We start from the raw sequence: 18,449 nt of genomic DNA, 5'->3' as shown, positions 1-18,449 counted from the left end.
TCCTCTTGTTTTTAAATAAAGCTTAAATTTAGATAACAAATATCCAAATTTAAACCCTTTTATCAAACAGGTCTTTTTAAATTTGCTTGAGAAAGCATATTTGCAAGTCCTTTTGCTCCACCTTTTCCTGAAAATTTCTTAGCAAGTTTTGAGGCATTTTCAAACTGCTTTAAAAAACGATTTACTTCTACCTGAGAAAGTCCAGAACCAGTCGCTAAACGTCTTTTTCTACTATTATTTAAAAGGTCTGGGTTTTCACGCTCTTTTTGTGTCATAGAGTTTATCATAGCCTTAATATGCAAAATTTCTTTTGAATTATCAAGATCTATATCTTTTATCTGATTTGCAATATTTGAAAGACCAGGTATCATCCCCATTAAAGACTTCATACTACCAAGCTTTTTAACGCTTTCCATTTGATCTAAAAAGTCATTAAAGTTAAACTGACCTTTTTTTATCTTTTGATTTAGACGTTTTGCCTCTTTTTCATCAATAATTGTCGATGTTTTCTCAACCAAAGTGGCCAAGTCACCCTCACCCATTATACGACTTACAATACGATCTGGTATAAAACTCTCAATATCAGCTACTTTCTCGCCAGTACCGACAAATCTAAGTGGAATATTTAGCTGTTTTGCAATACTAATAGCTACGCCACCCTTCGAGTCAGAATCAAATTTAGAAAGGATAACTCCAGAAATTCCTAAAATTTCATTAAAACTTGTAGCTGTTTTTACAGCATCTTGACCACTCATAGCATCAGCTACGTAAAAAATTTCATGTGGATTTATAGCATTTTTTACATCTTTTATCTCTTGCATCAACTTTTCATCAATCGCAAGACGACCAGCGGTATCCACTAAAAGCACATCGTAAAGACCAATTTTTGCTTTTTCTAATGCTTCTTTTGCTACTTTTATTGGGTTATGTTCATTTTCTATAAAGAAAAGATCAATCTCATTTGCAACGCAGAGCTGTCTTAGCTGCTCAACTGCCGCCAATCTTTGCAAATCACAAGCCGCAACTAAAACTTTTTTCTTTCTTAACTTTAGATAGTTTGCAAGCTTAATAGTTGTCGTTGTTTTACCGCTACCTTGTAAGCCAGCCATCAAAACAATAGTTGGTGCAACTGGCGCATAGACAAAGCCTTGGTTACCAGGAGCTGTTAAAATGGTCGTCAAATTTGATTTGATCGCATCTAGGAAATTCTTTTGACCAACGCCAGTTTGCTTTAACTCGCTTTCGATAGACGCGAGTAGATCTTTGGTGACTTTATGGTGAACATCAGCTTTTAAAAGAGCTTTTTTGAGCACGTCAAGTGCGTTTTTTAGAGCTTTTTCGTCATCTACAAAACGTATCTTGCTAACAGCTAATCTAAAAGACTCGCTAATTTGTTCGAACACTAATCACCTTTCTAAGTTGTTATTAAAAGGCGTATATTACTAAATAATTTCTTTATTGCTCTTTAAATTTCAAATTTATTAGATAGCTCAAATCCAAGAGAGTTAAATTCTCTTGAGATTGGCGCTTTAAATTTATAATTTAAAAGAGCAATAGAATAAGCATGCAAAAACATTCTGTTTGACCTATTTTTGCCGTATTTCTCATCGCCAACGATAGGTAAATTTAAGCTAGCTAGATGTACTCTTATTTGGTGTGTCCTACCTGTTTTTATGGCAACTTTTACAAGCGTTTTTTTACCTACAACCATTAGTGGTGAAATTTCGCTGATCGCCTCTTTGCCATCTTTTGATATCTTCGAAAAAGCGCCATTTTTATTTTTTATCGTTAAGATCGGCTCATTTACAACCACTTCTTCGCTCATGATACCCCTAACTGCGGCCACATAAATTTTCTCAACCTTCATCTTTTTAAACTCGTTTATCGCAAGTGCTGCGAATTCGTCATTTTTTACAAGAAGTAGCACGCCACTCGTGTCTTTATCGAGTCTATGAAGGAGTGGAAATTTATAAATTTGGCTGATTTTTTCGCTAGTTATGGCAGCAGGCTTGTTTATAGCTATTAAATTTTCATCTTCAAAGATAATGCTTGGTTTTGGCATCTCTTCGACGCTAAATTTAGTATTTTCACTCATCAAGGCACGAGCAATCATCACCTTTTGCCCCTTAGCATAGACTAGACCGCTATCTATTAGCTCCTTTGCCTCGTTATTTGAGATATTTTTTTGTTTAGCTAAAATTTTATACGCTTTTTCTTCACTCATAAAGTGCTCCTTATATCTTCTATGATCGCATCAGAGCTTGCTTGCACAGTGATCTTGCTCTTTTTGGCATCACTATCTATTATACCGCCAATCTCGCTGGCTTTTGCGATGTAGATGTTTTCAACTAGGCTAAATAACGCCTTTTGGTTAAATATAAACTCACCGCTTATTATTACTGGGTTAAATTGTGCGCACTCGATTGGATTATGCCCACCGATATTTGGTACAAAACTGCCTCCAAGCACTACTATATCGCTAATAGCATAGACATTTACAAGCTCGCCTAAAGTGTCAAGCAAATTTACTTTAGCTTCAAATTTATACGTTTGACTAAATTTCGCAAAGCTAAAATCATGCTTTTTAGCGTAGTCGCCTGCTATCTTCTCAACCTCTGTAAACCTCTCAGGATGGCGTGGAGCGATGATCAAGAGATCGTTTTCTTTTAAATTTAAATTTTGCAAAATCATCTCTTCTTCGCCTGTATGCGTGCTTGCTAGCACGATCACTCTAGCTTTTGGCTTTTCATAAATTTTACTCACGCTTGGCAAAAATGCGGCTTTTATGTTACCAACGACCTCTGTTTCACCTGCACCAAGTGACTTTAGCCGCTCTTTATCAAGCTCACTTTGAGCGTAAATCTTATCTATAAATTTAAAAAGATACCTATAAAAAAAGCCAAATTTCAAGTAGCTTTTGTAGCTTCTGTCTGAAATTCTCGCATTTATTAATATCACACGGCTGCCTTTTAGCTTTGCCATGAAAACTAGCATAAGCCAAAGCTCAGCCTCAAAAATAACTAAAATTTTGCTCTTTTTTAGCCAAAATGGCAAAAAAATTTCAAATGGCAAAAATCTCGCGTTAGAGCAAATTTTACTTGCCGCTTCAAAGCCAGTATTTGTCACCACACTTATGGCTTTGCTATCAAATTTTTGCATCAAAGGTTTAAGTGCTTGCACTTCACCAAACGAACAAGCGTGAAAATGCACATCTGCATCTTGAAATTTAGGATTATTAAAGAGGAAAAAACGTGCTGGAATCGACTTATGATACTTTTTTTTAAAACTTAAGATGAGTAGAAAGATAGCCCCAAATAGATAGAGTATTGAGGCTAGAAAGTAATATATTATTATCACGAAATGTGTTATTGCTCTTGTTTATACAAAATTCTGCCACAATGCGGACATGTAACGATATCTTCGCCCTTGATAACAGCAGAAAAAGTTTTGTCATTTATCTGCATAAAGCAACCATAACAAGCTTGTTTTTTTACAGGAACAACAGCTGTGTTATGAGCCCATTTTCTAATTTTTTCATAAAATGCGAGAATTTTTTGATTCATAGTGGCGATAAGCTTGTCTTTTTTGGCATAAACTTCTTCACGTTCTTTCCCAATATTTTCAAGCTCAGATGAAGTTTTACTTTTTATATTTTTTAAATTCTCTTCAAGTTCAGCTTTTTTTGCACCAAGCTCATCTTTTTGACTATTTTTACTATCTATTAGCTTCTCAAGTCTAGCAATCTCTTCATTTGCAGCCTCAAGTTGCTCTTTTGCAATATCCTCTTCAAGACTTAAGGCTTTTGACTCTTTTTCATTTTTTACATTTGATCTTTTTTTAACAACATCTTTTATCTTCGCACTAAACTCGGCAATATGAGCATTTGTGCCTGATTTTTGAGATTTTAAGTCACTTACCTCTTCATCTAGTCTTTCTATATTAACCGTTATGGTTTCGCACTCTTCTTCTATATTTTTATAAGCCTTTTCTATGTCTTGAATGCGTGGTATAAAGCCATCTATTTGTTTATCAAGGTCAGATAATTCAACTAATTGTTGTAAGTATTTATTCATAATGTTTCCTTTTTTTGTTAGCAATATGTAAATGGATTTTTAGAATTGCGTATTATAACTTCAATTTTCAGATTTTGCAAATATTTTGCTAAAAAATCACCAAAACAACGTTCACTTTCATAGTGATTTATATCGATTAAATTTAGCCCATTTTCCTTTGCATAAAGGGCTTGGTGATATTTTAGATCACCCGTTAAAAAGACGTCTGCTTTTACATCTTGGATGAGATCTGCGCCACTTCCGGTGCAGATACAAATTTTAGAAATTTCATCTTTTGCATGAACCACTCTTAAATTTTCTAGCCCAAGTTTTTCTTTTACAAATTTGCAAAGCTCACTACATTTCATCTTCACATCAGCGTAGATCAAAAAACCCTCTTTGCTTGAAATTTCAAGCCCCAAAACCTGCGTTACAAATTTTTCATTTAAAAATGCAAGGTCAGCATTTGTGTGAAGCGAGATGAGCGAGATATTTTTTATCATCATCTCTCTTATGAGTGAGCTTGGATAAAGGCTGTAGTCTAGGTTCTTTAGCCCCTTAAAAATGAGCGGATGATGAGTGATAATAAGCGAATTTGGCAATACACTTTGCAAAAGTTTGCTATCTAAATCAAGACTTAGATAAATTCGCTCAAATTCGCTATCAAATGAGCCAACTTGAAGGCCACTATTATCCCAAGACTCTTGGCTCGCAAACGGACAAATTTCATCTAAAATTTTATAAATTTCAGCTATTTTCATAAAATTTTACTTTTGCTCTAGGCTCTCTTTATAAGTTAGCGCACACTCTTTTGCAAGCTCTCTAATTTTTAGGATGTAGTCTTGCCTTTGCGTAACGCTGATCGCTCCGCGCGCGTCAAGGACATTAAAAGTATGCGCTGCTAGCATACAATAATCATACGCTGGTAGTGAAATTTTAGCCTCTAAGCAGCGTTTGCACTCGTTAAATGCGTTTTCAAACTGGTTAAAAAGCATATCTACGTTTGCTACTTCAAAGTTATATTTACTCCACTCGTACTCGCCTTGCTTATGCACATCGGCGTATGTTACGATATTACCATTCCTGTCGTCCCAAACGATGTCGTAGACGCTATTTACATCTTGTAGATACATAGCCAAACGCTCAAGGCCGTATGTTATCTCACCAGAAATCAGCTCGCATGCGATGCCGCCAACTTGTTGAAAATAAGTAAACTGCGTCACTTCCATGCCGTCTAGCCAGACCTCCCAGCCAAGCCCCCAAGCACCAAGTGTAGGGCTCTCCCAGTTGTCTTCGACAAAGCGGATGTCGTGATTTTTCAAATTTAGACCAAGCCTTTCAAGGCTTTTTAGATAAAGCTCTTGGATATTTTCTGGGCTTGGTTTTATGAGTACTTGAAACTGATAATAAGCGCCTAGGCGGTTTGGGTTTTCGCCGTATCTGCCATCAGTAGGACGGCGGCTTGGAGCTACGTATGCAGTCGCCCAGGGCTTTGGCCCAAGGCTTCTTAAAAATGTCGCTTGGTGATATGTGCCCGCACCAGCTGGCATGTCGTATGGCTGAAGTATAACGCAACCTTGCTCTTGCCAATAGTTTTGAAGGGTTAATATTATTTGTGAAAATGTCATTGCTTTCCTTTTAAAATTTTACTTTACATAGTGTATAACTGCACCAGGTCCTAGCGGTAGATCAAAAATGTACCAAAACGACATTAGCGCTGTCCAAGAAATTAAAAATGCAACCGTATAAGGAAGCATAATAGAAACAACTGATCCGATTTTTAACTCTTTATTGTATTTTTGCATAAAAGCTACTATCAAAACAAAAAATGGCATCAAAGGCGTTATGATATTTGTAGTGGAGTCGCCTATTCTAAAAGCAGCCTGTGTAAGCTCTGGTGAGAGTCCAAGATTCATAAACATTGGTACAAAAATCGGAGCCATCATCGCCCACTTTGCAGAATCAACAGCTATAAATAAATTTATAAAAGCGATCAAGAAAATAAAAACCATGATAAGACTAAGTCCAGTTAATCCGACCTCTTTTAGAAAAATAGAACCTTTTATAGAAAGCACTAGCCCAATATTTGAGGTATTAAAAAGATATGTAAACTGGGCTGCAAAAAATATCAAAACCAAAAATCCTGATAGCTCAGAAATAGATTGCTCCATAAATTTTATGGCATCATTACTGTTTTTTATGGTCCTAGCGCCTACACCGTAAGCTACGCCTACCACTATAAAAAGCAACATCATAAAAACAACAATAGAATGCATAAAAGTAGACTTCATAAAGCTTTCATTGCCTTTTGCTCCAAATAAAGAGCCTAAAGGTAAAATAGCCACAAGCAATAAAATTACAAAAACAATCAACGCTATTAGCGAAAATTTTAAGCCACGTTTTTGCTCTGCACTTATCTCGCTATGCTCTTGTAAGCTAAAATCACCCAAAAAATCAAATTTTCCAAGCCTAGGCTCTACGATTTTATCTGTCACAAACCAGCCAACAAATACGATCAAAAATGTCGAAGCGATCATAAAATACCAATTTGCAGTTGCTAGTACCACATAATCCGGATTTAACACGCTAGCTGCTTGCATAGAAAATGCCGCAAACATAGGGTCATTTGTACCGATTAATAAATTTGCCGACCAGCCACCGCTAACACCAGCAAAAGCAGCAGCTAGTCCAGCAATTGGATGGCGACCAAATCCAGCAAATAAAATAGCTCCAAGCGGAATTAGCACGACATAGCCAACCGAGGAAGCAACATTTGACATTACGCCAAGAAAAATAACGATTGGGGTTACCCATATTTTGGAAGATTTTAAGGCAATCTTTGTCATAAGTGCTGATAAAAGTCCGGACTTGTCTGCGATACCAATACCTAGAATAATTGCAAAGACTACTCCCAAAGGATAAAAACTAGTAAAATTTTTAAGTACAGACGAAACAAAAGATCTAAGACTATCAGCAGAAAGCAAATTTATAACATTTGCATTAAGCTGTGATATTTGTCCGTCTTTGATAGCCTGATAGCTTACACCAACGCCCATCTTTTCTAATACAAACGATATTATTATCGTAATAATCGAAAGATAGATAAAAAGCATAGTTGGATTTGGCAATTTGTTACCAAAATTTTCGATAAAACTTAAGATTGAACTATTATTTTTTTTATTCATTTTTTCTAACCTAAAATAGATATAAAAGTTTTTATCTCGTCGCTGCTGTAAAGCTCAAAATCTGTTTCATAGGCTCTTTTTAGCTCACTACTTTCAAAATATTTCCAAATTTCACCCCAAAATTTTGCAACATTTTGTGGCTCATTTGCAAAACTAAAAACGGCATATTTGCCACTTTTTATCTCTAAAATTTCATCACTTTTGTGGCTTAATCTTGTGCCGATGAAGTTATCGTAATGTCCGTTAAGATCGCTTTCATAGTTGCAGTAAACGCTATAAATTTCACTTTTGCCATCATAGTACTCATTCATAAATTTAGACCATAAAGCTGGAATTTTACTCTTGCCGCCTATCTCATCTTCATTTTTAGTGCGAGTTTTTACTCCGTAAATTTCAAAGCTATCATCTAAATTTATAATCTTCATAAACTACTTTTGTCCGTTAAAATTTTCAACCGCTTGGTTCCACATGAGTTTGTATTTTCGTTTTAGAAATTCAACTTCATCTTGTGAAATTTTAAGCTGTTTTGTAAGCGTCTCGACCGTTTTTCTATCTTCATCATAGAGCTCTTGCATCGAAATGAGCGCCTCTTTTAAAAATTTATTCTCATTTCTTAAGGTTTCAAGCGTCTCATCTTTTGCGTCAAGCACCTTTTCGTGTAAATTTAATATCGTTCCAATCGTCTTTTCAACAAAGCTGATACCATCTTGGCCTTGCGGTTGCATAGATAAATTTTGCGAAACACTAGGCACCACGCTCATCGTTCCTTCGCTCGCTTCTATCAAAATTTCTCCATTTTCCTCTTTGGTTTTCAAAACGCCACGATTTATCATATCTTCGATAACTTCACGCTCCAAGTGCACAAGTTTGCAAAATTCATCAACACCAAGATAAGTCTGCACCGCTTCTCCTTTTTACAGTATCACTTCAACCTTTGAAGAATCTTCCTCTAAAGCCTTTATCTTCGCCTCTCTGTCAGCTTTTAGAGCACTTGCTAGACTATCATCTTCAAGGGCTAAAATTTGCACCGCCAAATAGGCTGCATTTATCGCTCCAGCTTTTCCGATAGCTAAGGTCGCCACTGGCATACCACTTGGCATTTGCACAGTTGAGTAAAGTGCGTCAACACCGCTTAGAGCCGAACCTGCCATTGGTATGCCGATCACTGGTTTTGTAGTATTTGCAGCGATCGCTCCAGCTAGGTGAGCCGCCATACCAGCAGCTGCGATAAAGACTTTTGCGCCTTTTTTTTCTGCATTTGCGACGTACTCGCTAGTTCTTTTTGGACTTCTGTGAGCTGAGCTGATTATTAGTTCATATTTTACACCAAATTTTTCAAGAGTTTTTGCCGCCTCGCTAACGATATCATAGTCACTCTTACTTCCCATTATAATAGAAACAAATTTCATATTTTCTCCCTCAAAAAGCTAAATTTTGGCAGCTTAACACCAAGACTTATTTCGTTTTCATTGCCGCTATGAATTTCGCTCATAACCTTGCCTTTTTTGGTGATGAGCTGCTTAAATTTGATAAATTTCTTGCCATCTTGTGAATAGACCTTTGAAATTTCATTTTCACTATCTTCTATAACCGATCCAGTAGGAGCCACGATCTCGTAGCTATTGCCTGGAAAAATTTTATATTTACACTTAAAAAACTCGCCATCTTCACTTATTGCATTTACCTGATGTGTGCCCTCTTCTAGGCTACTAAGGTGATTTTGCGTATCGGTTCGTTCATAAGGTCTATGCACTAAGTATCCATCTGTAAAGCCACGATTTTTCAACGTATTTATCTCATTCTCATAAATTTGTGCGTTAAATTTATCATCCATGGCATCATCTATCGCCATTTTATATGCTCTTGCTGTGCAAGCTGCGTAATACTCGCTCTTTGTGCGACCTTCTATTTTTAGGCTATCTATTACGCCGCTATCAACGATCTCTTTGATGTGAGAGATGAGGCAAAGATCTTTTGAGTTCATAATATGAGTGCCTTTTTCATCCTCTTCTAAGCGGAAAAGCACACCACTCTCTTCGTTTTTGGCATAGAGTTCATACTTAAACCTGCAGTCGTTGGCACAGCTACCGCGATTTGACATACGTCCGCTTTGCACTGAGCTCACCAAACACCTACCAGAGTAAGCAAAGCACATCGAGCCATGGACGAAAATTTCGATATCAAGAGTTGGAATTTCTTCTTTTATCTTTATGACATCTTTTAAGTTCATCTCGCGTGCTACGACGATACGTTTTGCACCCATATCGTGATAAATTTTTGCATCAAGCACATTCATAACGTTTGCCTGAGTTGAGAGATGTATCTCGATATCAGGAGCGATGACTTTTGCTAGACTCATAACGCCTGGAGTTGCGATGATAAAGGCATCTGGCTTCATCGCCGAGATAGTTTGCAAGTGCCTTTTTAATGGCTCGATCTGCGAATTAAAAGGAAAGGCATTTATGGTCGCATAAAATTTCTTTCCCTTTGCATGTGTGTAGTCTATCGCCTCTTTGAATGTTTCAAGGTTAAACTCCCTTGCTGATCTAGTCCTTAGTGAAAAGCTAGCCACCGAGCCATAAACAGCATCAGCTCCATACTCAAGGGCGATTTTAAGTTTTGTTAAATTCCCAGCTGGAGATAAAAGCTCAGGCCTTTTTAGCACTATTTTTTACCCAAACTTTCTATCAAGGCTTCGATATCGTCGTTGCTGACAAGATTTTCGGTTGTTGTATCACCAGCGATGTGAACAGCGGAACTAACACGCTTATCATCGTCGATTTTACCTTCAAACAAGGTATTCATATATTTACTTAGCGCCCTCATAACGTTGATAACACGCTCGATCTTTTGCCTATGGATGTCTTGATACTGCATCATATCCATAGCCATCATGATCTCATCTTGTCCCATTTGTAAATTTCCGATGATATTATCGATCGTGCCAAGAAGCGAGTTATTTTTCTCCAAAGCCTCACTAAATGCAGCGATATTTGGAAATTTCTCACTTAGCGTCGTAAATAGCTCAATGTTTGAATTTATTGTGTCTTTTAGGCTATTTGAGTCGCTCTCAGCGTCCATAAAAAAGTTATTTATCGTCTCAAGCTTATCAAACATCTGAGTAGCTTTTTCTTCGCTATCTCTTGTTACGTCATCAAGCTGATGAACCATTTTGTGATCTTCCGTTGGTGGTGGTGGTGGCCAAACGCCATCTGCACTAACTCTATAATTTTTTGCATTCTTTGAATTACTTTCTGATTTTGACTGTGGCTCATCTTTAGTATCGATTGCTTCTGCAACTTCTGTTACCTCGTCCGTATCCCCTTTGACGTCCGCAACCTCTTGGCCAGCATCTTCTTTAGTATTATCTAACTCATCATCTAGCCCACCTGCCATAAGTGCGTCAAGTTCCTCTTGGGTCATAAAAGCTCCTAATAAAATTTGGCTTGATTATATAGGATTTAAATAAAAAGTAAGTTTAAAGGCAATGCCTTTATCTTTAAATTTATAAATTTTTAGATAGCATTTTTAAAAATAAACGACCTTAAAAGGCATAAAATGACCGTCGATCTTCACAACCATACGCCACTTTGCAAGCACGCAGTTGGCAAGCCAAGAGAGTATGTACAAAACGCAATAAAAGCTGGCACAAAATACTTTGGCTTTAGCGATCACGCACCGATGAACTACGATGAAGCTTACAGAATGAGCTTTGATGAAATGCAAGGCTATGAAGATGAAATTTTACGTTTAAGAGATGAATTTAGCGGTGAGATAGAAATTTTACTTGGCTATGAGATGGACTTTTTAGATGGATTTATGGATGAGCGAGTTTTTGCTAGAAAAGTTGATTATCTGATAGGCTCTGTGCATTTTTTTAATGGCTGGGCATTTGACAATCCAGAATTTATCGGTGGCTACGAGGGCAAAGACTTGGATCAGATTTGGCAAGAGTATTTTGATCATGTAGAAAGATCGGCTAAGCTTGGCAAATTTGACATTATGGGGCACATTGATCTTTTAAAACTTTTTAAATTTTTGCCAAAAAAGGATGTTAGGATTTTGGCTAAAAATGCAGTAAATGCGATAAAAGAAGCAGATTTAGTTGTTGAGATAAATGCTGCTGGCTTTAGAAAGCCTATCGGCGAGCAATATCCAAGCGTAAATTTACTAGAGCTTATAGCCGAAAAAGATATAACCATCACCTTTGGCTCAGATGCTCACGCAAAAGAAGATATCGGTAAAAATGGTGAAATTTGCGAGCAAATAGCTAGAGATTTAGGTTATTCAAAATGTGCTATTTTTAAAAATAGAGATAGAGAATTGGTAAAATTTTAGCTTGGGTTCAAATAAAATATAAATTTAATCTTAAATATTAGGTTTTATGATAGAATACGAAAAATTTAAAAACTAGAAGGAGAAAAAAGTGGGAAAATTCGTCCAAAATATAGATCATTTTTTTGATTTTTGTAAAGAAAATGAAGTCAAATTTGTAGATTTTAGATTTACTGATTTAGGTGGTGCTTGGCATAGCATTAGCTACAATATAAAAGCTGTTACGAAAGAAAATTTCACAAATGGTATCCCAATGGACGCTAGCTCTATGCATGGCTGGCAACCAATTGATAAGAGCGATATGATAATGAAGCCAGAAGCTACAACTGCATTTTTAGACCCATTTACTTCTGATATTACAGTTGTTGTTTTTTGCGATATTTACGACATTTACAAAGGTCAAATTTATGAAAAATGCCCTCGCTCAATAGCCAAAAGAGCAATGCAGTACGTAAAAGATAGCGGTCTTGGTGACGAGGCATACTTTGGCCCTGAGAATGAATTTTTTGTCTTTGACAACGTCAAAATCATCGATAGCCCAAACTGCGCGATGTATCAAGTAGATAGTGAAGAAGGCGAGTGGAACGATGCTACTGACTTCAAAGATAGCTACAACACAGGTCATCGCCCACGCAGAAAAGGCGGCTACTTGATGACTCAGCCAATCGACAGCATGGTAGATCTAAGAGCCGAGATGATGCAAGTTCTAGAGCAAGTTGGTCTTGAAGTCTTTTTAGGACACCACGAAGTCGCACAAGGTCAAGGCGAGATCGGCGTGAAATTTGGCAACTTAGTCGAGGCTGCTGACAACGTTCAAATTTACAAATACGTCGTTCGCATGGTCGCTCACCTAAACGGCAAGACAGTTACATTTATGCCAAAACCGCTTTATGGCGACAACGGCAGCGGCATGCACGTGCATCAATCAGTCTGGAAAGATGGCAAAAATTTATTCTACAAAGAGGGCAACTACGCAAATTTAAGTGACTTTGCAAGGCACTACATCGGCGGCGTTTTAAAACACGCAAGAAGCGTTGCAGCCTTCACAAACCCAAGCACAAACAGCTACAAACGCCTAATCCCAGGCTTTGAAGCGCCATCTATCCTAACCTACTCGAGCCAAAACCGCTCAGCGAGCATCCGCATACCTTACGGCGCTGGCGAGAAGTCAGTTAGGGCTGAGATGAGATTTCCAGATAGCACAGCAAACCCTTATCTAGCCTTCTCAGCGATGCTAATGGCTGGCCTTGACGGCGTTAAAAACAAATACGAGCCAGTTGGTCCGATGGATGAAAATTTATTTAAACTTCATCTTGATGAGATCAGAGAGCGCGGCATAGAACAGCTTCCACACACACTTCGTGGCAGCCTTGAAGCGCTAATTCGCGATAATGAATACTTAAAACCAATAATGACCGATCTTTTCATAGACACCTATCAACATTTCAAATTTGAAACTCAAGTTTGGCCTTACGAAGCGCGCCCAACCGCTTATGAGTTTAAAACTTGCTTCTCTTGCTAAAACGCAATCTCCAAGCTCATTTTGGGCTTGGAGACTTTTTTAATCAAATTTAAAACATAAAATCTCCGTCGTACATATCAATGCATCTTACATTAATAATATGTAAATTTTTAATACATATAAAAATACAAAATATTTAGCGTAAAATTTTATGTATCTTATCTATACTTTAGTAAAAAGTAAACTAAAAGCGATTAGAAGCATAATAATTCCAACAAAAATTTCTAAAATTTTCCATGAAAATTCTTTTGCAAAAACTGGAGCGAGAACTCTTGCTCCATATCCTAAAGAAAAGAAGAAAAATAGCGATGCAAGACTAGCACCGATGCCAAAAATTATATTTTCATCTCCAAATTTTGTTGAAATAGATCCTATTAAAAGCATCGTATCAAGATAGACGTGAGGATTTAGCCAAGTAAAAGCAAGCGTCAAAAGCATTATTTTGCTAAATTTTGACTCGTGTTGCGCACTAGGAAGAAGGCTTTTGGGATTTTTAAATGCACCATACAAACTCTTTAGACTATAGACAAATAAAAAGATAAAGCCACCATATATGGCAACCTGTTTAAAAAACTCAAATTTTTGTAGCACTTTTGCAAAACCAAAAACTCCAGCAAATATAAGCAAGGCATCACTAAATGCGCATATTAAGCAAACTGCGAAAACATGTTCCTTTTTTATACCCTGCTTCAAAACAAATGCATTTTGCGCGCCGATAGCCAATATTAAAGATAAACTTATAAAAAATCCACTCCAAAATGCAGACATTTTCATCCTTTTTAAATTACCAATTATCTAAAATTTAACTAAAAGCAATCTAAAAGATCGAAAATTTTAACTATATGAAAAGGATAAATAATCATAAATTTATGCCTTTTTTTATAAAATCCTTGAACTTTATAAAAAGGATACCGCATTGCAAGCACTAGCTTTAAAATATCGCCCTAAAAATTTTGACGAGCTCATAGGTCAAGAAGCAGTTAGTAAAAGCCTAATACACGCACTTGACGAAGGTCGAATCAGTCATGCATATCTATTTTCAGGGCTTAGAGGAAGCGGTAAAACTTCAAGTGCCAGGATATTTTCAAAAGCACTAGTGTGCGAAAAAGGACCTACTTCAAAGCCATGTGAAGTATGTCCACAATGCATAATGGCAAATGAGTCAAGGCATATGGACATCATTGAAATGGACGCTGCTAGCCACAGAAAGATAGATGATATAAGAGAGCTAATAGAGCAAACAAAATATGCTCCAGCAATGGCAAGATATAAAATTTTTATAATCGACGAAGTGCATATGCTAACCAAAGAGGCATTTAATGCTCTTTTAAAAACGCTTGAAGAGCCACCAAGCTATGTAAAATTTATCCTAGCGACGACTGATCCATTAAAACTCCCAACAACGGTGCTTTCAAGAACGCAGCATTTCAGATTTAAACAGATAAGCAGATACAGCATCATTAAACATCTTGAGTTTATTTTAAGCAAAGAAGGCATTAGCTACGAAAAAGAGGCGCTTGAAATTTTAGCAAGAAGTGGCGGAGGATCGTTAAGAGATACTTTGACGCTTCTTGATCAAGCTATTATTTACGGGGCAAATAATGTCACGGCAAATGGCGTAGCATCAATGTTAGGACTTCTTGATCCAGAAAAGATCGAAGAGATAATAGCTCATGTTTTAAATCACGATAAAAATGCTATCAGAGTGCTTGTAAGCGAACTTGAAAGCTACGATCCAGAGATGATAATAGATGAAATTTTGGCAAATTTAAAGCAAAAATTTATAGAAAACGACTCAAAAATTTCACTACTTGTTTATGAGAGATTTTTTAGGATTTTGGCACAAGCTAAAGGTATGCTAAATGTAAGTAGCGATAATGGCTTTGTGCTAATGCTAATGCTTTTTATGATGATAGAAGCGCTAAATTTACAAGATATCGATGACGCTATAAATGAAGTGATCTCAAAAAATAGCGAAAATTCCACTCAAATCACAGAAGTCATCACTCAAAAAAGCCAAGTAGCTCCTGCTAAAATGCAAGGTCCATATGAACTCTTCTTAACAAAAATTTATGATAGAAATTACGATCTTGGCGAGTTTTTTAAAGAATTTGTAGAATTTAGCTTCTTTAATAACAATGAGCTTGGACTGATAGTAAATGCAAAAGATGAAAATCTAGAGTATTTTAAGAAAAATTGGAAAATTTTAAACGAGATATTGCGTACGCTTTTTGGACAAAATGCGAAGATAGTAAATGCAAAGAGCGATGAGCAAAAAGCACAAACTAAGACACCTAAAGCCTCTTTAGAAAACAATGAAAAAAGCGAATTAGACGAGCTTGATGAGGAAATTTCAAGACTAAATGCAAATAACGTTGAAACTAAAAATGAGCCAAAAACCGAAATAAAAAGCGAACTGCAAAACGAGAAAAATAACTTTACTTTGATGCTAAATAAAGAGCCAAAAACGCCAGAAGAGCTTCAAAGGCAAAGAGAACAAGGGGTTCTAAAAGAGGCAAATAGACTCTTTGGCGAGCCAACTATCGAGAGCTAGCCTTATCTTTACTGCTAGCCTCTAGCCTCTTTTTTAGCGCTTCTTTTTTGCGAAGCTCTAACTCATAAGCTTCATTTAGTGCCTCTTCATCGTCCAAATTTGCTCCGTCTAAAAATTTTCGGTAGTCCTCAAATTGCTTATTTTTTATCCCCCAAAGCACGCCAAAAAGCAAAAATGCTCCCATTAAAACTGAGATAAAAACTAGCATCGCAAGTGTCGCGCTATCCATTATTTCTCCTTAAATTTTCTAACAATATAAAGCGAGTTTAAGATAACACTTAGCGAGCTAAGCGACATAAAAAGCGCAGCAAATAGCGGAATGACGTAGCCACATACGGCAAATGGCAGAGCAAGAACATTATAAAGAAGACAAAAGAGCAAATTTTGTTTTATCGTTTTGTAAGTAAATTTTGAGATTTTTATGGCCTTCGCTAGACTTTTTAAACTATCATCAAGTAGCACTACATCGCTTCTTTCTAAGCTTATTGCCGCCCCGCTTCCCATACAAATAGCAACATGAGCAAGGCTAAGTGCTGCTGCGTCGTTTATGCCATCTCCTACCATTAGCACCCTTTTGCCCTGATCTTTTAGTTCGCTTATAAATTTAGCTTTCGTTTCAGGCAACATCTCTGCTCTAAACTCGCTCACGCCAAGCTCATCTGCCACGTTTTTTACCACTTTTTGCACATCGCCACTTAAGATACACACTTTCATACCAGCGCTCTTTAGCTCGTCTATCAAGGCCTTTGCCTCGGGCTTTACACTATCTTTTAGGTAAAATTTCGCCACTAACTCACCATTAAGCCCCACAAAAAAGCTCACATTTTCTTCAGCTTCATCAAAGCTAATACCATTTTCAACTAAAAATCGCTTGCTTCCTGCATAAAATTTCTTACCTGAAATTTCAGCCTCAACACCCTTTGCCACACTTAAATTTGTATTTTTAAGCTCTATTTTCCTTGCGCCTTTTTGCTTTAAAAATTTAGCCACTGCCACGCTTATTTGATGATTTGATATAAGAGCTAGCGAATAAATTTCATCTAAGCTTATGCTCTCTTTTATGAAAAAATCACTAACTTCAAATTCCGCCTTTGTGAGCGTGCCAGTCTTGTCAAATACTGCTACATCGCACTTTGCAAGGCTTTCAAAAAATTTAGCCTCTTTAAAAAGTACTCTATTTTTAAAGGCCACACCAAGGGCACAGACACTACTAACTGGCGTGGCAAGCGCAAGCGCGCAAGGGCAAGCGATCACGATGACGCTAACAGCCGTGACAATAGCTTCTGAAAAGTCAAATTTAAAGTACCAAAACCAAAATGTAAAAAATGCTAACGTCAGCACGCTAAGAGAAAATTTAGAAGCGATTTTATTAACCATTAGCTCGATATTTGGCTTTTTTAGCTCTGCAGTTTGGAGCAAATTTATAAGCTGATTTAGATAAGAATTTTTAAAAATTTCCTTTGCTTCATAGATGATTTGTCCATTTTGGCAAATGATGCCACTTTTTACCTCTTGCCCCACTCCCAAGGTCACAGGCAGGCTCTCTCCCGTTAGACTTGAGCTATCCACGCTTGCCTCACCACTAAGCATCACTCCATCAAGTAGCGCCCTCTCGCCAGATCTTAGCACGATCTTTTCGCCCAAATTTACATCTCTTGGCTCTTTTAAAACATCCTTACCATCTTCTAAAATACATACCTTTGTAAGCAGCATATCATTTAAGAAATTTGAAGTCTCAAGTGCCTTTTTCTTACCCAAAATTTCTAAAAATTTACCGATAAAAACAAAGGTGATAATCATTGTAACCGAGTCAAAATAGCTCTCGCCACTCCTCGTAAACATCGCAAAAATAGAGTAGATATAGGTTATGCTAGCTCCGGTGATAACGAGCAAATCCATATTTGGCGAAGCGTTTTTTATGGCTATCTTTGCCCCTTTGAAAAACTCGCTACCAGTATAAAAAAGCACAGGCGTTGCTAATACAAACTGCGCAAAGCTTAAAATATCTTTTATATCGCCTCTTATACCACTAAAATACCCACTATACTGAGCAATAGCTAGCCACATAATATTCATCGTAGCAAAGATACCAACTAGTGCTTTTGTGTAAAATTTTCTTCTTTTCTTAGCTAGCTCGTCCTCTTTTTGACTCGTAGCATATGGCTTTGGGACGTAGCCAACGGAATAAATTTTTTCAATTATCTGCTCTATTAAAAGCTCTTGCTCATCAAAAACAATGACCGCTTTTTGATTAAGCGAGTTGATATTTACCTCCAAGACGCCAGGTAAGCTAAAAAGTGCCTTTTCAAGTAGCCAGATGCAAGCTGAGCAAGTGATACCATCGATTAAAAATGAAATTTGACTAAAGTCGCCCTCTTTTGTCACAAGCTCACTAAAATTTGCCGCTAAATTTTTGATATTTGCACCGTTGCTTGCCGGTGTAAGTGTATTTTTACCAAGACGTTCATAAAACTCACTAAGCCCATTTTCATTTAAAATTTCATAAACACCTTTGCAACCAACACAGCAAAATTTAAGTCCGCTTTCATTTGATATCATCACGTTTTCATCAAATTTTAATCTACAATGAGCACATCTACTTTGTGGCATTTTTACTTTCTTTTATCTAAAATTTTTACCAATATTGTTGCATCGCATGCCTATTACGCACCATATAAATTTATGGTAGGCAAACTACAAAAATAGGCACAAATTTCTTCTTTTGTTATCGTTATAAAATGGAGAGATTATAGCAAATCAACCATTTTTGAGCAAAAATTTTATTTTATGCCATTTCTTGA

At 36.8% G+C, this 18,449-nt stretch carries 18 protein-coding genes; 3 read left to right on the top strand and 15 right to left on the bottom strand.

Going from position 1 to position 18,449, the window contains the following annotated elements:
* Positions 1-62 precede the first annotated feature (62 nt).
* From ffh to G5B98_RS04235, 12 genes are all read right to left on the bottom strand, one after another.
* Positions 63-1,403 (bottom strand): signal recognition particle protein, encoded by a 1,341-nt coding sequence (ffh, locus tag G5B98_RS04290; protein WP_194167501.1) that lies wholly within the window; start codon positions 1,401-1,403, stop codon positions 63-65.
* 62 nt (positions 1,404-1,465) lie between these two features.
* Complete coding sequence (locus G5B98_RS04285; protein WP_194167500.1) at positions 1,466-2,224, bottom strand: RluA family pseudouridine synthase; 759 nt, start codon at positions 2,222-2,224, stop codon at positions 1,466-1,468.
* A complete protein-coding gene (gene waaA / locus G5B98_RS04280) occupies positions 2,221-3,357 on the bottom strand; it encodes a lipid IV(A) 3-deoxy-D-manno-octulosonic acid transferase (RefSeq protein WP_196087286.1) in 1,137 nt (378 codons plus the stop codon). Before waaA ends, G5B98_RS04285 begins: the two co-directional genes overlap by 4 nt.
* A gap of 8 nt (positions 3,358-3,365) precedes the next feature.
* Positions 3,366-4,073: a zinc ribbon domain-containing protein gene (locus tag G5B98_RS04275; RefSeq protein ID WP_084041386.1), complete on the bottom strand. Its 708-nt coding sequence runs from the start codon at positions 4,071-4,073 to the stop codon at positions 3,366-3,368.
* 17 nt (positions 4,074-4,090) lie between these two features.
* Positions 4,091-4,813 (bottom strand): Nif3-like dinuclear metal center hexameric protein, encoded by a 723-nt coding sequence (locus G5B98_RS04270; RefSeq protein ID WP_196087285.1) that lies wholly within the window; start codon positions 4,811-4,813, stop codon positions 4,091-4,093.
* 6 nt (positions 4,814-4,819) lie between these two features.
* Positions 4,820-5,680, bottom strand: a complete 861-nt coding sequence (gene glyQ / locus G5B98_RS04265; protein WP_196087284.1) for a glycine--tRNA ligase subunit alpha — start codon at positions 5,678-5,680, stop codon at positions 4,820-4,822.
* Positions 5,681-5,698: 18 nt separating this feature from the next.
* Positions 5,699-7,237, bottom strand: a complete 1,539-nt coding sequence (locus G5B98_RS04260; RefSeq protein WP_196087283.1) for an AbgT family transporter — start codon at positions 7,235-7,237, stop codon at positions 5,699-5,701.
* 5 nt (positions 7,238-7,242) lie between these two features.
* Positions 7,243-7,662: a GyrI-like domain-containing protein gene (locus G5B98_RS04255; RefSeq protein WP_196087282.1), complete on the bottom strand. Its 420-nt coding sequence runs from the start codon at positions 7,660-7,662 to the stop codon at positions 7,243-7,245.
* Between the two features lie 3 nt (positions 7,663-7,665).
* Positions 7,666-8,139 carry a DUF3972 domain-containing protein gene (locus G5B98_RS04250; protein ID WP_087584427.1) on the bottom strand — a complete coding sequence of 158 codons (474 nt, stop codon included), beginning with the start codon at positions 8,137-8,139 and terminating at the stop codon, positions 7,666-7,668.
* 12 nt (positions 8,140-8,151) lie between these two features.
* Positions 8,152-8,646, bottom strand: coding sequence for a 5-(carboxyamino)imidazole ribonucleotide mutase (gene purE / locus G5B98_RS04245; RefSeq protein ID WP_149714972.1), 495 nt, complete (start codon positions 8,644-8,646; stop codon positions 8,152-8,154).
* Positions 8,643-9,902 carry a peptidase U32 family protein gene (locus G5B98_RS04240; protein ID WP_196087281.1) on the bottom strand — a complete coding sequence of 420 codons (1,260 nt, stop codon included), beginning with the start codon at positions 9,900-9,902 and terminating at the stop codon, positions 8,643-8,645. The genes purE and G5B98_RS04240 overlap by 4 nt, the downstream gene beginning before the upstream one ends.
* Positions 9,902-10,660, bottom strand: coding sequence for a chemotaxis protein (locus G5B98_RS04235; protein ID WP_196087280.1), 759 nt, complete (start codon positions 10,658-10,660; stop codon positions 9,902-9,904). Before G5B98_RS04235 ends, G5B98_RS04240 begins: the two co-directional genes overlap by 1 nt.
* A gap of 135 nt (positions 10,661-10,795) precedes the next feature.
* Between G5B98_RS04235 and G5B98_RS04230 the strand changes: the two genes are divergently transcribed.
* Both G5B98_RS04230 and glnA read left to right on the top strand, forming a co-directional pair.
* Positions 10,796-11,575: a histidinol-phosphatase gene (locus G5B98_RS04230; RefSeq protein ID WP_196087279.1), complete on the top strand. Its 780-nt coding sequence runs from the start codon at positions 10,796-10,798 to the stop codon at positions 11,573-11,575.
* A gap of 88 nt (positions 11,576-11,663) precedes the next feature.
* Positions 11,664-13,094, top strand: a complete 1,431-nt coding sequence (gene glnA, locus G5B98_RS04225) for a type I glutamate--ammonia ligase (RefSeq protein ID WP_196087278.1) — start codon at positions 11,664-11,666, stop codon at positions 13,092-13,094.
* Between the two features lie 162 nt (positions 13,095-13,256).
* Here the strand turns inward: glnA and G5B98_RS04220 are convergent, their stop codons facing one another.
* Positions 13,257-13,862 carry a LysE/ArgO family amino acid transporter gene (locus tag G5B98_RS04220; RefSeq protein ID WP_196087277.1) on the bottom strand — a complete coding sequence of 202 codons (606 nt, stop codon included), beginning with the start codon at positions 13,860-13,862 and terminating at the stop codon, positions 13,257-13,259.
* A 148-nt stretch (positions 13,863-14,010) separates the two neighbouring features.
* Between G5B98_RS04220 and G5B98_RS04215 the strand changes: the two genes are divergently transcribed.
* Positions 14,011-15,648 (top strand): DNA polymerase III subunit gamma/tau, encoded by a 1,638-nt coding sequence (locus G5B98_RS04215; protein WP_196087276.1) that lies wholly within the window; start codon positions 14,011-14,013, stop codon positions 15,646-15,648.
* On the opposite strand, the gene ccoS is transcribed toward G5B98_RS04215, so the two are convergent.
* Both ccoS and G5B98_RS04205 read right to left on the bottom strand, forming a co-directional pair.
* A complete protein-coding gene (ccoS, locus tag G5B98_RS04210) occupies positions 15,635-15,877 on the bottom strand; it encodes a cbb3-type cytochrome oxidase assembly protein CcoS (RefSeq protein ID WP_021090484.1) in 243 nt (80 codons plus the stop codon). The genes G5B98_RS04215 and ccoS overlap by 14 nt on opposite strands.
* Positions 15,877-18,258 carry a heavy metal translocating P-type ATPase gene (locus G5B98_RS04205; protein ID WP_196087275.1) on the bottom strand — a complete coding sequence of 794 codons (2,382 nt, stop codon included), beginning with the start codon at positions 18,256-18,258 and terminating at the stop codon, positions 15,877-15,879. Before G5B98_RS04205 ends, ccoS begins: the two co-directional genes overlap by 1 nt.
* Positions 18,259-18,449: the final 191 nt, after the last annotated feature.

The sequence above is a fragment of the Campylobacter concisus genome (assembly GCF_015679985.1).
Taxonomy (GTDB): Bacteria; Campylobacterota; Campylobacteria; order Campylobacterales; family Campylobacteraceae; genus Campylobacter_A; species Campylobacter_A concisus_AC.
This window is presented reverse-complemented; position numbering and strand designations above follow the sequence as displayed.

Bases quoted from the DNA above. Each gene is read 5' to 3' on its own strand.
- G5B98_RS04285 (WP_194167500.1), bottom strand. From the start codon at position 2,224: ATGAGTGAAGAAAAAGCGTATAAAATTTTAGCTAAACAAAAAAATATC.
- G5B98_RS04275 (WP_084041386.1), bottom strand. From the start codon at position 4,073: ATGAATAAATACTTACAACAATTAGTTGAATTATCTGACCTTGATAAA.
- G5B98_RS04270 (WP_196087285.1), bottom strand. From the start codon at position 4,813: ATGAAAATAGCTGAAATTTATAAAATTTTAGATGAAATTTGTCCGTTT.
- glyQ (WP_196087284.1), bottom strand. From the start codon at position 5,680: ATGACATTTTCACAAATAATATTAACCCTTCAAAACTATTGGCAAGAG.
- G5B98_RS04260 (WP_196087283.1), bottom strand. From the start codon at position 7,237: ATGAATAAAAAAAATAATAGTTCAATCTTAAGTTTTATCGAAAATTTT.
- G5B98_RS04255 (WP_196087282.1), bottom strand. From the start codon at position 7,662: ATGAAGATTATAAATTTAGATGATAGCTTTGAAATTTACGGAGTAAAA.
- purE (WP_149714972.1), bottom strand. From the start codon at position 8,646: ATGAAATTTGTTTCTATTATAATGGGAAGTAAGAGTGACTATGATATC.
- G5B98_RS04235 (WP_196087280.1), bottom strand. From the start codon at position 10,660: ATGACCCAAGAGGAACTTGACGCACTTATGGCAGGTGGGCTAGATGAT.
- G5B98_RS04230 (WP_196087279.1), top strand. From the start codon at position 10,796: ATGACCGTCGATCTTCACAACCATACGCCACTTTGCAAGCACGCAGTT.
- G5B98_RS04220 (WP_196087277.1), bottom strand. From the start codon at position 13,862: ATGTCTGCATTTTGGAGTGGATTTTTTATAAGTTTATCTTTAATATTG.
- ccoS (WP_021090484.1), bottom strand. From the start codon at position 15,877: ATGGATAGCGCGACACTTGCGATGCTAGTTTTTATCTCAGTTTTAATG.
- G5B98_RS04205 (WP_196087275.1), bottom strand. From the start codon at position 18,258: ATGCCACAAAGTAGATGTGCTCATTGTAGATTAAAATTTGATGAAAAC.